This window comes from Nocardia sp. NPDC057440 (assembly GCF_042802915.1).
GTDB lineage: Bacteria > Actinomycetota > Actinomycetes > Mycobacteriales > Mycobacteriaceae > Nocardia.
Genome location: NZ_JBHVDF010000004.1, coordinates 366922 through 380355, shown reverse-complemented (window position 1 = coordinate 380355; position 13434 = coordinate 366922). Strand labels below are relative to the sequence as shown.

The 13434-nt window shown below is 66.9% G+C and carries 13 protein-coding genes and 1 pseudogene; 9 read left to right on the top strand and 5 right to left on the bottom strand.

What is annotated here, in order from left to right:
- The first annotated feature begins 73 nt into the window (after positions 1 to 73).
- Both moaCB and ACFU4Z_RS10800 read left to right on the top strand, forming a co-directional pair.
- Positions 74 to 1156, top strand: coding sequence for a bifunctional molybdenum cofactor biosynthesis protein MoaC/MoaB (gene moaCB / locus ACFU4Z_RS10805; RefSeq protein WP_379061366.1), 1083 nt, complete (start codon positions 74 to 76; stop codon positions 1154 to 1156).
- Positions 1143 to 1580: a molybdenum cofactor biosynthesis protein MoaE gene (locus ACFU4Z_RS10800; protein ID WP_379061364.1), complete on the top strand. Its 438-nt coding sequence runs from the start codon at positions 1143 to 1145 to the stop codon at positions 1578 to 1580. The genes moaCB and ACFU4Z_RS10800 overlap by 14 nt, the downstream gene beginning before the upstream one ends.
- A gap of 192 nt (positions 1581 to 1772) precedes the next feature.
- Here the strand turns inward: ACFU4Z_RS10800 and ACFU4Z_RS10795 are convergent, their stop codons facing one another.
- The 3 genes from ACFU4Z_RS10795 to ACFU4Z_RS10785 form a co-directional block, all read right to left on the bottom strand.
- Positions 1773 to 2825: a CobW family GTP-binding protein gene (locus ACFU4Z_RS10795; RefSeq protein WP_379061362.1), complete on the bottom strand. Its 1053-nt coding sequence runs from the start codon at positions 2823 to 2825 to the stop codon at positions 1773 to 1775.
- A 96-nt stretch (positions 2826 to 2921) separates the two neighbouring features.
- Complete coding sequence (locus ACFU4Z_RS10790) at positions 2922 to 4253, bottom strand: N-acetylmuramoyl-L-alanine amidase (RefSeq protein WP_379061360.1); 1332 nt, start codon at positions 4251 to 4253, stop codon at positions 2922 to 2924.
- A 197-nt stretch (positions 4254 to 4450) separates the two neighbouring features.
- Positions 4451 to 5026, bottom strand: coding sequence for a sigma-70 family RNA polymerase sigma factor (locus tag ACFU4Z_RS10785; RefSeq protein WP_379061358.1), 576 nt, complete (start codon positions 5024 to 5026; stop codon positions 4451 to 4453).
- 226 nt (positions 5027 to 5252) lie between these two features.
- On the opposite strand from ACFU4Z_RS10785, the gene ACFU4Z_RS10780 reads away from it, so the two are divergent.
- The 5 genes from ACFU4Z_RS10780 (at position 5253) to ACFU4Z_RS10760 (ending at position 9153) form a co-directional block, all read left to right on the top strand.
- On the top strand, positions 5253 to 5624 hold the full coding sequence (locus ACFU4Z_RS10780; RefSeq protein ID WP_379061356.1) for a hypothetical protein: 372 nt from the start codon (positions 5253 to 5255) through the stop codon (positions 5622 to 5624).
- Positions 5625 to 5678: 54 nt separating this feature from the next.
- Complete coding sequence (locus ACFU4Z_RS10775) at positions 5679 to 6428, top strand: SDR family oxidoreductase (RefSeq protein ID WP_379061354.1); 750 nt, start codon at positions 5679 to 5681, stop codon at positions 6426 to 6428.
- 272 nt (positions 6429 to 6700) lie between these two features.
- On the top strand, positions 6701 to 7381 hold the full coding sequence (locus ACFU4Z_RS10770; RefSeq protein WP_379061352.1) for a hypothetical protein: 681 nt from the start codon (positions 6701 to 6703) through the stop codon (positions 7379 to 7381).
- A gap of 153 nt (positions 7382 to 7534) precedes the next feature.
- On the top strand, positions 7535 to 8746 hold the full coding sequence (locus ACFU4Z_RS10765) for an MFS transporter (protein WP_379061350.1): 1212 nt from the start codon (positions 7535 to 7537) through the stop codon (positions 8744 to 8746).
- Positions 8747 to 8751: 5 nt separating this feature from the next.
- Complete coding sequence (locus ACFU4Z_RS10760; protein ID WP_379061348.1) at positions 8752 to 9153, top strand: PaaI family thioesterase; 402 nt, start codon at positions 8752 to 8754, stop codon at positions 9151 to 9153.
- A gap of 27 nt (positions 9154 to 9180) precedes the next feature.
- On the opposite strand, the gene ACFU4Z_RS10755 is transcribed toward ACFU4Z_RS10760, so the two are convergent.
- The gene (locus tag ACFU4Z_RS10755; protein WP_379061346.1) at positions 9181 to 10038 is read right to left on the bottom strand and encodes a cyclopropane mycolic acid synthase family methyltransferase; all 858 of its coding nucleotides are present in this window, start codon (positions 10036 to 10038) and stop codon (positions 9181 to 9183) included.
- 360 nt (positions 10039 to 10398) lie between these two features.
- Here ACFU4Z_RS10755 and ACFU4Z_RS10750 point away from each other — a divergent pair.
- Positions 10399 to 11574 (top strand): annotated as a pseudogene (locus tag ACFU4Z_RS10750) (transcription termination factor Rho, short form); the annotation flags it as partial.
- 108 nt (positions 11575 to 11682) lie between these two features.
- Here the strand turns inward: ACFU4Z_RS10750 and ACFU4Z_RS10745 are convergent.
- Positions 11683 to 12834: an MAB_1171c family putative transporter gene (locus ACFU4Z_RS10745; protein WP_379061344.1), complete on the bottom strand. Its 1152-nt coding sequence runs from the start codon at positions 12832 to 12834 to the stop codon at positions 11683 to 11685.
- A 175-nt stretch (positions 12835 to 13009) separates the two neighbouring features.
- On the opposite strand from ACFU4Z_RS10745, the gene ACFU4Z_RS10740 reads away from it, so the two are divergent.
- On the top strand, positions 13010 to 13432 hold the full coding sequence (locus tag ACFU4Z_RS10740; RefSeq protein WP_379061341.1) for a hypothetical protein: 423 nt from the start codon (positions 13010 to 13012) through the stop codon (positions 13430 to 13432).
- The last annotated feature ends 2 nt before the right edge of the window (positions 13433 to 13434 follow it).

Genomic DNA, 13434 nt, shown 5'->3' with positions numbered 1-13434 from the left:
GACGCCCGGTCACTTGACGACGGCGCGGAGGTCACCTCGCCCGCCGCGGCGGCGCTGTGCCAATGTGGACATCATGAGTGAGTTGTCCCATGTCGACCGCGAGGGCCGCGCCCGCATGGTCGATGTGAGCGCGAAGACCGACACCACCAGAATCGCGGTCGCGGCTGGTGAGCTGCAGACCACTGCCGAGGTGGTGGCGCTGGTGCGAGCCGACGACATGCCGAAGGCCGATGTGCTGTCCACGGCCAGAATCGCGGGCATCGCGGGCGCGAAGAAGACCTCGGAGCTCATCCCGCTCTGCCATCAGCTCGCGCTCTCGTCGGTCAAGGTCGAGTTCGCGTTCACCGACACCGCCATCACGATCGAGGCCACCGCGAAGACCAAGGGCCCCACCGGCGTCGAGATGGAGGCCCTCACCGCGGTCGCCGTCGCCGGGCTCACCCTGCACGACATGGTGAAAGCGGTCGACCCCGCCGCGACCCTCAACGGCGTGCGACTGCTCACCAAAGAAGGCGGTAAGCACGGACATTGGGTGCGTGCCGATGACGAAACGACGCAATCCCTTGCGGCAGCACCTGTCCCGCCGACCGAAAGCGGCCGGCAGCAGGTGTCCGGCACGGCTCACGCGGGCGAGGTTCCGAGTGACGCAGCGCAGCAGGCTATTTCGGATGCCGAACCGCGTTCGGCCGTGGTGGTGGTCGCTTCGACCGGCGTCGCGGCAGGCAGCCGAATCGACACCACCGGACCCGTGCTCACGCAATGGCTCACCGGACTCGGCTTCGCGGTACGCGGACCACTGGTCTACGCCGACGCCGAGATCGCCGTCGGCCTCGCCGACGCGCTGCGCCTCGCGCCGTCGCTGGTGATCACCACCGGCGGGACCGGCGCCTCCCCCACCGATGCGACGCCCGAGGCGACGCTGGCCATCATCGATCGCGAACTACCCGGCGTCGCCGAGGCGATCAGGCAGCGCGGCACCGCGAAATTCCCGCTCGCCGCGCTCAGTCGCGGCGTCGCGGGACTGGCGGGGCGCTCGGTGATCGCGAACCTGCCCGGTTCGCCGGGCGGGGTGAAAGACGGTATGGCGGTGCTCGAGCCGCTCTTGGATCATCTGCTCGCGCAAGTAGCAGGAGGCGGCAACCATGACAACCAGTGAACACGCGGCCGTGCGCCTCGCGGCCATCAGCGATCAGCCGCTGGATCCCGCGGAGGTCGAGGCGGCGGTCACCGGACCTGAGCACGGGGCAGTCGTGGTGTTCACCGGCAAGGTCCGCAACCACGATGGCGGACAAGCCGTTTCCGCGCTGGAATACTCGGCCCATCCCGACGCCGAACGGTTCCTGCGGAACTGCTGCACCGAGCTGGCCGCATCCTCCGGCCTTCCGGTCGCCGCCGTGCACCGCATCGGTGCGCTGACCGTCGGCGATCGCGCGATCGTCGTCGCGGTCGCGGCGCCGCACCGCGCCGAGGCGTTCGCCGCCTGTGCGGAATTGGTGGACCGGATCAAACACGAGGTACCGATCTGGAAGCGCCAGCTGTTTGCCGATGGCCTGTCGGAATGGGTGAATGCCTGCGGGTGAGCGGTCCGCTGTGCACTCGAACCGACGCCGCGCGGCGTGTTCGCTCCATTGCGCACGTGCCTGCGCGGCGGGCACGTCAGCCAGTCTCTGGTCCACGCCGCGGACGTGGAAGAGCCGAACACGCCAGTTTCGAGCCGAACACGCCAATGTCGTTGCGCGCCGCGCCGGACGGGCGCGGGCCCGAGCAGGAACTCAGTGCGGCGTGTAGCGCCAGACGCCGAGCATGGTCTGTGGATCGAGCGGCTCCGCGGCCGTGTGGACCGTCTCGTGCAATCGCCGCAGCGCCGTCTCGGTGGGCAATCCCGCGCCGATGAGCACCAATTGGGTGGTGCGCGGCTCGCCGCGACGCCAGTTGTCCGGTTCGAACACGATGTGATTGCCCACCATGTGCAGGACGAACTTCCGGCGCTCCGCGGCGACGCCGAACGCGGCGAAGCCCTTCGCGCGGAACAGGCCGGGCGGCGGGTCCTCCAGGAAGCCGATGAGGCGACGGGGGTCAAGTTCCCGTTCGCTGGTGAAGCTCACACTGGTGTAGTCGTCGTGCAGGTGCCGGTGGTCGTCGTGCGCGTCGTGGTCGTGGTCGTGGTCGTGGTCGTGGTCGAAGAGCAGCTCGTCGAAGCTCAATTGCTCGGCGACGCGCGGCGCTTCGCGCATCGGCTCGTCGAACAGCAGCCCGGGATCGATGCGGCCGTGCGTGGTCGCGTACACCGGTACCTGCCCGATCTGGTCGGAGATCTCCTGCCGCAACCGCTCCAGGTCCGGCTGCGGCACCCGATCGGCTTTGTTGACCACCACCAGATCGGCGAGCCGCAGGTGTGCGGCGAGCTCGGGGTGTTGTGCCCGGCTGGCCGGAAACTGTTCGGCATCGACGACCTCGACGAGTCCGCCGTACCGGATGCGCGGGTTCTCGCTGCCGACCACCATCCGAATGAGGTTGCGCGGTTCGGCGAGACCACTGGCCTCGACCACGATCACATCGATCCGGGCGCGCGGCTCCGCCAGCCGGGTGAACAGTTCGTCGAGCTCGCTGACGTCCACCGCACAGCAGACACATCCGTTGCCGAGCGACACCATCGCGTCGACCTGTCCGGCGACCAACATCGAATCGATATTGATCGCGCCGAAGTCGTTGACCACCACGCCGATCCGCGTGCCACGGTTGTTGCGCAGCAGGTGGTTGAGCAGCGTCGTCTTCCCGGATCCGAGGAATCCGGCGACGATCAGAAGTGGAATCCGGTCAGCCACCCGGCCCACCTTAGTGCGCGCCCTCGACACATCACCGCACGACCGAACGCCACCCCCGGTAAGTGGCGGGGGTGGCGTTCGGCTGCGGTATGCGGACTACTTGGACGGGCCGACCAGCGCGGCGGCCAGAGTGTAGGCGAGGTTGATCAGCTCCGAGGTGACCACCGAGTTGTCCATGCCGAGCGACCTGGCCAGCGGGAGCAGCATCTGCATGACCGTGCCGACGAGCCCGCTCAGCGAGGTGCTCGCACCTGGCGCTTTTTTGCCAGGCGCGGTGCCCTGCGCTTGTGGCGCGGCTGGTGACTGCGGCGATGCCTGCGACTGCGGCGAAGCAGGAACGGCCTGTGGCGCGTTCGGCACAAGTGCGGTACGCGCCTGCGGTGCGGACCGTACCTTTGGTGCGGCCTGAGCCTGCGGCGCAGCCTGAGCCTGGGGTGCCGCCTGAGCCTGCGGCACAGACTGAGCCTCCGGCGCAGACTGAGCTTCCGGCGCAGACTGAGCTTCCGGCGCAGACTGAGCCTGCGGCACAGACTGCGGCACCGCTTGGGCCTTCGGTGCGGACTGTACGTGCGGTGTGCTCGGCGAAAGCACCGCGGCCGGACGGTCGGCGGCCGAGCCGGTCTGCCCCACCGGCGACGGCGCACCCAGCAGATAGCCGACCAGTCCGGTGGTGATGGTGATGGCGTGCTTGAGCTGCCCGTCCGAGCTCTCCAGCAGCGCAGCGTCTTCGGTATTGCCGCCGTTGCCCATCTCGACGAACACACCGGGCACCGTGGTCAGCGCGGGACCCGCCACGTCCGCGCGGGTCTGCAGACCGTCCTGCACGCCCGCGTAGGTGGCGGACGGGAAGCCTTCCTTCAAGTACGCGTCGCGCATCGACTTCGAGGCGACCAGACCCGGGCCCGACTGGACCTGATCCGCCTTCGCGTCGGGAATCGGCAGCTCCGGAATGATGACGTGGAAGCCACGGAACTGTGCGGGGGCGCTGTCGGCGTGGATGCTCACCGCGACATCGGCGCCGGATTGATTGGCGGCCTTCGCCCGTTCGTCGACACAGCCGCCCCAGCCGGTGTCGTCCTGGCGGCTGAGCACCACCCGCGCGCCGAGACTCTCCAGTGAGGTTTTCACCAGCTGCGTCACGTTCCAGTTGATGGTGTGCTCGGGTATGCCGTTCACCGTGGTCATGCCGGTGGTCTGGCAGTCCTTGGTGCCGCCGCGGCCGTTGTCCACCTGCCGCGCCAAGTTTTCCGAGTGATTCGGCCCCTGATGGCCCGGGTCGAGGAATACCGTCTTGCCTGCGAGCTTATTGGCCATGTCCGGCGACGCCGGAGCGGCGTGTGCGGTGACCGGGACCAGCCCGGAGAGTGTCACTGTCACCGCCGCCGTGACGGCGCTGCAGAAACCGGCCTTGATGATGCTTGGCTTCATGTTCGGTCGGCGCTCCGGAATGGAGCGCCCCTCCCTTCCCACTAGTAACACCAAACCCAGTGGTTAACTCTCGCAACGCAGGCACCAGCAAAGCAAGCTCCGTTACCGAAATGTGACCATCGCGGCAGGCAATCGTGCCTGATCAGACCGGCGCAACCGGGTCGGGCCGCGATCGCGTCAACCCGCGCAGGGCCCGCTCAGGCACCGATCGGCAACCGCCGCAGCGAGCGCAACGCGTAGTGCACCCGAGTCTTCACCGTGCCGACCGGTACACCGATGTCGTCAGCCACGTCCTGATACGCCCGGTCGCGCAGGATCACCTCCACCACCGCCTCGCGCTGGGACTCGGGCAGCCGCGAGAGCAATTGCGCAACCAGCAGTCCGTCGACAATGCCCTCAGAGAAGTCGGGGTCGGCGTAGCGGATATCACTGAGCTCCGCGACCTCGTCCCATCCGGTGTCGCCGGGGCGGGCGGCGCGGGCACGGCCGATATCGATCATCACGTTGCGCTGGATCGCGAGCAGCCAGGTGCGAATGGTGCCTTTGCCCGCGTCGAAACGGGCACACGAACGCCACGCCCGGAGCAACGTCTCCTGCACGGCCTGTTCGGCAAGACCGGAGTCGCCGAGTCCGCGCATCGCCCGCCAGTGCAGCAGCGCTCGATCCGCGGTCAGTACCGCGGCAATGCCGTCATCCGTACACAGCCGCGCGCAGCGGTCTCCACAGAAGGAGCGCTGGTCCGAGATACCGGTGACCGGCCGAATACTTCTCATACAACGGATATCGCGGCGACGACGCCGGGTGACAACGCCCGTCGCATGCGGATTCCGCGCATACCGCCCGTCACCGCGTGATGTGCGAAGTGTCGCGCCGTGACGGAAATCTCCGATTCAGCCGAAATCCATCACCGGCTCTGGTAGATCTTTCCCGGGAGATTCGGGGATCCCCGCAGGTCAGCTGCTCACAGGCGGCAAGAGCACGATTCGAGGAGAAATCGCCATGCGCGCAAGCACGCTCATGATCGCCGGAGCCATGGCCTCCGCGGTGACACTGCTGGGTCCGGGCACCGCCGCCGCCGTCCCTGCCAACACCATGCCCGGGGACGGCCTCTACCTGGTCGGCGTCGACATCTCTCCCGGCACCTGGGAGGCCCCCGGCACCCAGGACAAGGCCAACGGCTGCGACTGGCGGCGGTTGCGCAAGGTGGAGGGCGACAACACCGACCAGCACTACATCATCAACAACGAATTCACCCGGCTCAGTCCGGTGCGCGCCGAGATCAAAGCGACCGACGTCGCCTTCAAGACCGTGAACTGCGGCCCATGGCACATGCTGCCCCCGCAGCCACAGACCGGCTCGTTCGGCGGCTGAACCAGCGCGACCGATCGAGACGCCTATCGGCTCGCCTGGCTAGGGTCGGCATCCATGACGAGGAGCAAGATTCTGATCACCGGCGCGAGCGCCGGGCTCGGCGCGGCGATGGCGCGCGACTTCGCGGCCAAGGGACGCGACCTGGCACTGTGCGCGCGGCGGGTCGACGCACTGGAGTCGTTGCGCGACGAGCTCGTCGCGGCACATCCCGGGATCGAGGTCGCGGTCCGCGCGTTGGATGTCGATGATCATGCGGCGGTGCCGCGGGTGTTCGGCGAGCTGCGCGATGAACTCGGCGGCCTCGACCGGGTGATCGTGAATGCGGGCATCGGCAAGGGCGCGGTGATCGGCAGCGGACGGGCCGATGCCAATCTCGCCACCGCGACAACGAATTTCGTCAGCGCGCTCGCCCAGACCGAGGCGGCGCTCGAAATCTTCCGCGCGCAGAACTCCGGGCACCTGGTGCTGGTGTCCTCGATGAGCGCGGTACGCGGGCTCCCGGGAAAGAAGGCCGCCTACTCGGCGAGCAAGGCCGGACTGGCAGCGCTCGGCGAGGCGCTCGTGGTGGACCTGGCGAAATCACCGATCGCCGTCACGACCCTGCTGCCCGGTTTCATCGCCACCGATATGGCCGCCAAAGCCGGCGACGCACGGATGGTGGCGCCGCTGGACAAGGGCGTGGCAGCGATGGTGAGCGCGATCGAACGGGAAAAGACCAGGGCCTGCGTGCCGGGATGGCCGTGGCGCCTGATCGATCTGGTGCTGCCGCGCCTGCCCGGTTCAGTGGTCGCTCGAATCGGCTGAGCTTCATATCGAATATTTGGATGTCGCAGGTCACAAAGATTTCCGAATAGCGTGGCCTCCGCCACATTATCGGATGCTAAAAGTTAGCTAAATGTCTGAATTAATGCGCCTTTAACATATTTCACTTCGAATTGACGGTTCCCTTATGGGTTTCGTTACCTTTTCGCAACAAAGCGGGACGAGCCTTCTGAAAGGTTCTTGTTTATGAGCCGCGCCGGCTCGATCCCCTTGTGGGCCGAAGGTGCTCCTGCTGAGGAAAGTGTTAGACATACATGAAGCTGAAGAAGTTCGCTGCCGCATCTGTGCTGGTTATCGCGGCCGTCGGGATCACGAGCGGCACCGCCTACGCCCAGCCCGCCCAAGCTCCCGGATCGACTGTCCAGACCGACATCCTGCCCGGCATCCACTACACCGCCAATGTGGTCGACAATTCGGTTGTGCTGAAGACCGATATGGGGTCGCTGACAACTCGGGGCACGCAATTCCAGGTGTTGGACGGTGAGGGACGCCTGGTTGCCGGAATGCCGCTGACCTACCTGAAAGACGGTATGGAATGGCCGATCGCAGCCCAAGTCGAAGGCAACACAGCAACTTTCACGCCTAGCACCGATCCGGCCGATGCCCGGCCTGCCGCCATGCTGCAGCCGGTCGCCAAGGAAGTCGCCGGCGCCGACTTCAACACGGCGCTGAGCACCGCCGCGACCCAGTTCGGTCTCGCCACCGCGGTCGGCACGCTGGTCGGCACGATCGTCGGCGGCGGCCTCGGCTGCGTGGCAGGCGCCGTCATCGGTGCGCCGCTGGTTGTTCCGACCTTCTTCGCGGGCCCGATCGGCCTGTGCATCGCGGGCGCAGGCGTCGGCATCACCCTCGGCGCTGCCGCGGGCATGATCCTGGTCGGTGTCCCGGTCGGCATCGCCAGCGCGATCCAGTTCTACAACGCGGTCTACGCGTAGTAAGACCCCACGCCGATGCCCGGCAGGTGACGCCCACTTCCCCGTCGCCTGCCGGGCATCGGTGTTGTTGTCACCTACCCCGCGACCCCGCACGGCACGGTGATGTCGCAATCCCGCCGGAAATCGTCGGCCGCGATCGCTGAACTGGATCGCATGTCCACCGTCCTGGTCTCCCCCGAACCCCGCGCGACGACAATCCGGCCGCCGTTGCTGCGCTGGCTCGCGGTCGTCGCCGTCATGCTCGGCATCTTCTCGATCGTCACGACCGAGATCCTGCCGATCGGATTGCTGACCTCGATCGGCGCCGACTTCACCATCTCCGACGGCATGGCCGGGCTGATGATGACCATGCCCGGCCTGCTCGCCGCCGTGGCCGCGCCCCTGATCACCGTGGCGGCGGCGCGCATCGACCGCAAGCTGCTGCTGTGCGCCTGCACGCTCGTGCTGGTGCTGGCCAATGCCGTCGCCGCGATCGCGCCCGACTTCTGGCTCGTGCTGGTCTCCCGGGTGCTGATCGGCATCACGATCGGCGGGTACTGGTCGATCGCGGCCGGGCTCGCCGGACGGCTGGTGCCACCCGAGTCGGTGGCCCGCGCGACGGCGGTGATCTTCGCATCGGTTCCGCTGGGTTCAGTGCTCGGTGTGCCCGCGGGCACCCTCGTCGGCAGCCTGGCCGGCTGGCGCGCGGCCTTCGTAGTGCTGGGCATCCTGTCGGCCGGAGTGCTGTTGTTGCTGCTGATCGCCCTGCCGCCGCTGCCTGCCGTCCAGGCCGTTCGCCTGTCGACATTGCGTGACGGGCTCCGTGGCAGCGGCATTCGATCCGCCCTGCTGGCAACATTTTTCGTGGTGCTGGCGCAGTTCGGCACCTACACCTACGTGACGCCGTTCCTGGACCAGGTCACCGGTGTCGGCGCGGCCACCATCACGATGCTGCTGCTGATCTACGGCGGCGCGGGCATCCTCGGCAACTTCCTCGGCGGCGCGCTGGTCGCCCGCCGCCCACGCACCACGCTCGGCGGCGCGGCGGCGCTGATAGCCTGCGCGACGCTGGCGCTGCCGCTGCTGGGGCGAGGGGAAACGGGTGCGGCGCTGCTGCTGATCATCTGGGGTATCGGGTACGGCGCGGTGCCGGTGGCCTTGCAGACCTGGTTCGCCGCCGCGGCGCACAGCGCAGCGGAAGTGTCCTCGGTGCTGTTCACCGCCTCTTTCCAGGCGACATTCTCTCTCGGCGCGCTGGTCGGCGGCGTGATCGTGGACCGCACCGCACCCTCGACCGTGATGCTGCTCGGCGGTGCGACCGCCCTGCTCGTGCTCGTCATTACCTCAGGGGTAATCGACGCAGGACGGACCCATCGGGCAGGCTGAGTTCCATGATCGATGAGACGGGCACCAAGCTTTTCCATCAGTCCATGCCGTTCACCGAACGGCTGGGCATCGAAGTGCTCGAGCACGGGCCGGGCCTGGTGCGCAGCCGGATCGCGTGGGACGAGTCGCTGTGCACACTGGGCGGTGTGCTGCACGGCGGTGTGCTGATGTCGCTGGCTGACTCGACCGCCGCGGTATGCGCGTTTCTCAATCTGCCGGAGGGCAAGCAGGGCACGACGACGGTCGAGTCGAAGACGAACTTCCTGCGGGCCGTGCGATCCGGTCATGCGATCGCCTCCGCGCGGCCGCTGCACGCGGGGCGTACGTTCATCGTAGTCGAGACCGAAATCCGTGATGCCGCGGACAAGCTCGTCGCGAAAGTGACGCAGACCCAAGCGGTTCTGTGATCGGCGCCGCGGGCCGACGCCCGCAGCCTACTTCACCAGCGTGAACTGCATGACGTCGATGTTCCCCTTGCGGAAGTACGCCGCACACCCGGTGAGGTACTTCATGTACCGCTCGTAGATCTCCTCCGACGCGATCCGCACCGCTTCGTCGTGCCGGTGTCGTAGCGCTTGCGCCCACAGGTCGAGGGTGCGCGCATAGTGCAGCCGTAGCGCATCGATTCGCTCGGTGCCGAGCCCGGCCCGGCCTGCGAACCGGGTCACCTCGGGGGCCTGCGGCAACTGCCCGCCGGGGAAGATCTGTCGCTTGATGAAGATCTGGAACAGCGCATCCTCCCGCGTCACCGGAATCTTCATGCGCCGCAGGTCGGCAAGGGTGTGCCCGATGATGGTGTGCAGCAGCATCCGGCCGTCGGGCGGCAGCATTCGATGGCACACTTCGAAGAATGCCGGGTACCGCTCGCGGCGGAAATGTTCGAACGCGCCGATGCTGACGATCCGGTCGGCGCTGCCCTCGAATTCCTCCCAGCCCTGCAGCCGAATCTCCACGTCCGCGAGGCCCCGCCGGCCGATCTCCGATCGGACGTGCTCGAACTGGTTGCGGCTCAGCGTGAGCCCGACGACCTTCGCGCCGTACTGCTGCGCCGCACGAAACATCGTTGCGCCCCAGCCACATCCGATGTCGAGCAGCGTCATGCCGGGTTCCAGGCCCAGCTTGCCGAGCGCGAGGTCGATCTTGGCGAGCTGGGCCTGCTCGAGCGTCAGGTCGTCGCGCTCGAAATACGCACAGCTGTAGGTCATCGATGGGTCGAGAAACAGCTGGTAGAACTCGTCGGACACGTCGTAGTGCGCCTGAACTTGCTGGTAGAACGGTTTGAGGTCGGTCATCGCGTATCTCCTGCCATCTCTGGTCACAGGCTAAAGCGCGACACGCCGTCGAGCCGTTCTCAGCATTCGGCGAAAGTTGTGAATCCGTGCCCGAGCAGACCACCACGGGCGCCTTCCGTAGCCGGGCTGTGACCTTGATCAATTGCGCACAGACGTTCGAGCGTGTAGTCTCACCGGTGTCTCTGCAGTGGATGTAGGAGTACCTCCCACCAAGACATTTTGAGATTCCTTTTCCGTATCGGCCCATTCGGCCACCTCGAAATCGTTTCCCTCGGAAGCAAGAGATCTTCCTCGCAGCGTGCATTCGACCGCTGCCTGTCACGGCTTTCGCCGTAGCCCCACACACACCATTCAGAAAGAAACACCATGAACAACAACACTTCTGCACCCGACGGGATCGCGGTGAGCGAGCCCGGACAGCAGCAACAACGCTCCGTGTGCGGCATCCTCGACATCGTCGACAATCGCAACGCCGCCCTGCGCGTGGACGGCTACCTGTCCGGACCACGCGATATCCACGTCCCGCCCCGACTGATCCGCGAATACGGTTTGCGCCGTGGCGATTTCATCATCGGCACCGCTCAGCCCGGCACGCGTGGCGACAAACTCGACCCCCTGCACCTGATCGAGACGGTCAACGGGCAGGACCCGCGCCGCGCACAATCTCGGCCGGACTTCGCCGATCTGGTCCCGATCTACCCGAATCAGCGCCTGCGCCTCGAGACCGAACCGCATGCCATGACGACCCGGGTCACCGACCTCGTCATGCCCATCGGCAAGGGCCAGCGCGCACTCGTCGTCGCACCGCCGAAGGCGGGCAAAACCTCTGTACTGCAGGCTATCGCGCACGGCATCGCCAAGAACCATCCGGAGTGCGAACTGATGCTGGTGCTGGTCGGCGAGCGCCCCGAGGAAGTCACCGACCTGACCAGGTCGGTGCCCGCCGACGTCGCCGCCGCCACCTTCGACCGCGCGCCCCGCGAGCACATCGCGCTCGCCGAGCTCGCCATCGAACGAGCCAAGCGGCTGGTCGAGATGGGCCGCGACGTGGTCGTCCTGCTCGACTCGCTGACCCGCCTCGCCCGCGCCTACAACAACGCCGCCCCGTCCTCGGGTCGCGTGCTCTCCGGCGGTGTCGACGCCGCAGCACTCGCGCCACCGAAACGATTCCTCGGCGCGGCGCGCAATATCGAGAACGGCGGCTCGCTCACCATCATCGCCACCGCGCTGGTGGAAACCGGCTCGCTGGCCGACACGGTGATCTTCGAGGAATACAAGGGCACCGGCAACGCCGAACTGAAACTGGACCGCGCCACCGCAGGCCGCCGCGTCTTCCCCGCCATCGACATCGCCCAGTCCAGCACCCGCAAGGACGAATTACTACTTGCCCCAACGGAATTGGCGGCCACCCACCTGCTGCGCAGAACACTCACCGCGATAGACGGCCAGCAGGCCATCGATCTGCTGCTCGAAGGCCTGCGCAAGGCCCCGACCAACGCCGAGTTCCTCACCCAGCTCAACACTCCCCGCCGCTGACGGCCACTCTTAAGGCTCCTTTAAGCGCATGTCAAGCCCTCCGAGGCATTGTTTATCTCAGCCCGGTCGGGCCTGCGTTCGGAGGGGGATGCAGGGACGGCCGGGCGTTTACGTTCCGACCCGCCTCTGCACGCCGGCCCCCTCCACCGCGTGAGCCCCGGGCCAGACGCGAGCCAGGTCGAGCAAGAGCCGTAGCTCGGTGTCGAAATCTTGGGCGCTCAGTGGTGGCCGCCGTGAATTTCCCGAATGCTCCGCTATGAGCCCACTTCGCCTGGCGCGCACCGCATCTGCGAGACGGTGGGCGTACTGCGTCGGCTCCCACCCCGATCCGGACCCGGAGGTGCGCGTGAAGTCCGTGGCGTCGGACTCGGCAGAGAAGTACGGCCCGAGGTGCATCAGTGCATCGCGTATCTCGACGGTCATGCGAAGCAGACGAGCGTCGGCACCGGTCGACTCATCAGCAGCCGAGGACAGCACGATCTCCGGTACGGCGGCAGTGAGATCGCGCCACAATGGCTGCAGCCGACGGCAGGATCGCGCGGCAGGATCCAGGCCCGCCCTCGCGATCAGCAGGATGACCAGCGGGACGGCGGTCAGCGTGGCGTAGTACCCGACGCACAGGGTGGCCGCCGCCTCGATCCGCGGCAATTGCGGGCCGAGGGCAGGCCATCCGGTGCTCGCTTGGGCGATCGAGACCGTCTCGGTGAGCCACATGTACAAGACGCCGACACCCAAGGCATGACCGAGGACGGTCTCCCGCGCCGACAGATCGCCGCGCCGAAGCTCGCGAACGCCTGCCCGGAAGTACACGAAGGTGTTGATCGTCAGCGGAATGCCGAACGCGTATCCGACGGCAATGCCCTCCCTGTCCAAGCCCAGGTCCAGCAGCCGGCCGTCATTCCGTGCGGAGGTCCCGGCCAGCAGGATCACTGCGGTGGCGGCGACCGCGACGCAACTGTAGAAGCGTTGACACCGCCATACGGCGCTCGGATCGCCGCCGGTATCGGCGAACTTGCCGATACCGTGCAGGTTCGTCATCGCGAGGAGAATGCAGCCGAGCGCCAGCTGATTCGCCAGACTGGCGATCTGGGGCGTTATCGTGCACCGGTACAGCAGCAGCCCGGCGAGGCTCCACAGGAACGTGCGATTCATCAGCCGATCGATGATCGTTTCCCGGACGAATAACAGCCGGCCCACCAGAACCGCGGTGACGTAACCGGTCACCGTCCAGCCAACGAATCCGGTGACCGGAACCCACATCGTTACACCTCTCGGTCCAGCGGAACCGCTGCTCGTGCAGAATACCGGCCGCACCGCTCTGCGCGTTCGGTGAAACCCGGGCACCCCGGTCGGCGGACGCGAAAGATTTTCCGGCGGCGATGACAATACCGCTGGTCCAGTCTCATTGAGCCGCACATTGTTCCGAATCCGGCCGATGCGGGAACCATTAGCCGCCGGGACGCGTCAGACGAACATGGACATCCACGCCTACGCCACCAAGGCCAGCACGCCGGTGGATCCCACCGAGGCCGAGCGCATCGCCGATCACTATCTGTCCGGCGATGACGACGCCGAGTGGGGCATCACGAACCTGCTCACCGAATTCGACTGTTGCTACACCGTTGTCGCGATCTTCCCGCCGCCGCCAGGGACCGACCCGCACACGCCCCCGCTGCCACCCGCCATCGGCGGCTCGGTCAGCGTCATCGACAAGTCGACCGGGGCCGTCTCCTATTGGCCGAGCTACCCGGCGGATCTCGTCGCCGAGCAGTACGCCGAGGTGCTGCGCAGCGGCCGGCTGATCATCGAGCCGGACTGGCCCGCGGAGGACGACATCGATCGGCCAGCGGACGAGTAGGC

Excerpts from the sequence above, each read along its gene's own strand:
- ACFU4Z_RS10790 (WP_379061360.1), bottom strand. The coding sequence starts at position 4,253 with ATGAAGCCAAGCATCATCAAGGCCGGTTTCTGCAGCGCCGTCACGGCG.
- ACFU4Z_RS10770 (WP_379061352.1), top strand. The coding sequence starts at position 6,701 with ATGAAGCTGAAGAAGTTCGCTGCCGCATCTGTGCTGGTTATCGCGGCC.
- ACFU4Z_RS10765 (WP_379061350.1), top strand. The coding sequence starts at position 7,535 with ATGTCCACCGTCCTGGTCTCCCCCGAACCCCGCGCGACGACAATCCGG.
- ACFU4Z_RS10800 (WP_379061364.1), top strand. The coding sequence starts at position 1,143 with ATGACAACCAGTGAACACGCGGCCGTGCGCCTCGCGGCCATCAGCGAT.
- moaCB (WP_379061366.1), top strand. The coding sequence starts at position 74 with ATGAGTGAGTTGTCCCATGTCGACCGCGAGGGCCGCGCCCGCATGGTC.
- ACFU4Z_RS10740 (WP_379061341.1), top strand. The coding sequence starts at position 13,010 with ATGCGGGAACCATTAGCCGCCGGGACGCGTCAGACGAACATGGACATC.
- ACFU4Z_RS10760 (WP_379061348.1), top strand. The coding sequence starts at position 8,752 with ATGATCGATGAGACGGGCACCAAGCTTTTCCATCAGTCCATGCCGTTC.
- ACFU4Z_RS10775 (WP_379061354.1), top strand. The coding sequence starts at position 5,679 with ATGACGAGGAGCAAGATTCTGATCACCGGCGCGAGCGCCGGGCTCGGC.
- ACFU4Z_RS10780 (WP_379061356.1), top strand. The coding sequence starts at position 5,253 with ATGCGCGCAAGCACGCTCATGATCGCCGGAGCCATGGCCTCCGCGGTG.
- ACFU4Z_RS10785 (WP_379061358.1), bottom strand. The coding sequence starts at position 5,026 with ATGAGAAGTATTCGGCCGGTCACCGGTATCTCGGACCAGCGCTCCTTC.
- ACFU4Z_RS10745 (WP_379061344.1), bottom strand. The coding sequence starts at position 12,834 with ATGTGGGTTCCGGTCACCGGATTCGTTGGCTGGACGGTGACCGGTTAC.
- ACFU4Z_RS10755 (WP_379061346.1), bottom strand. The coding sequence starts at position 10,038 with ATGACCGACCTCAAACCGTTCTACCAGCAAGTTCAGGCGCACTACGAC.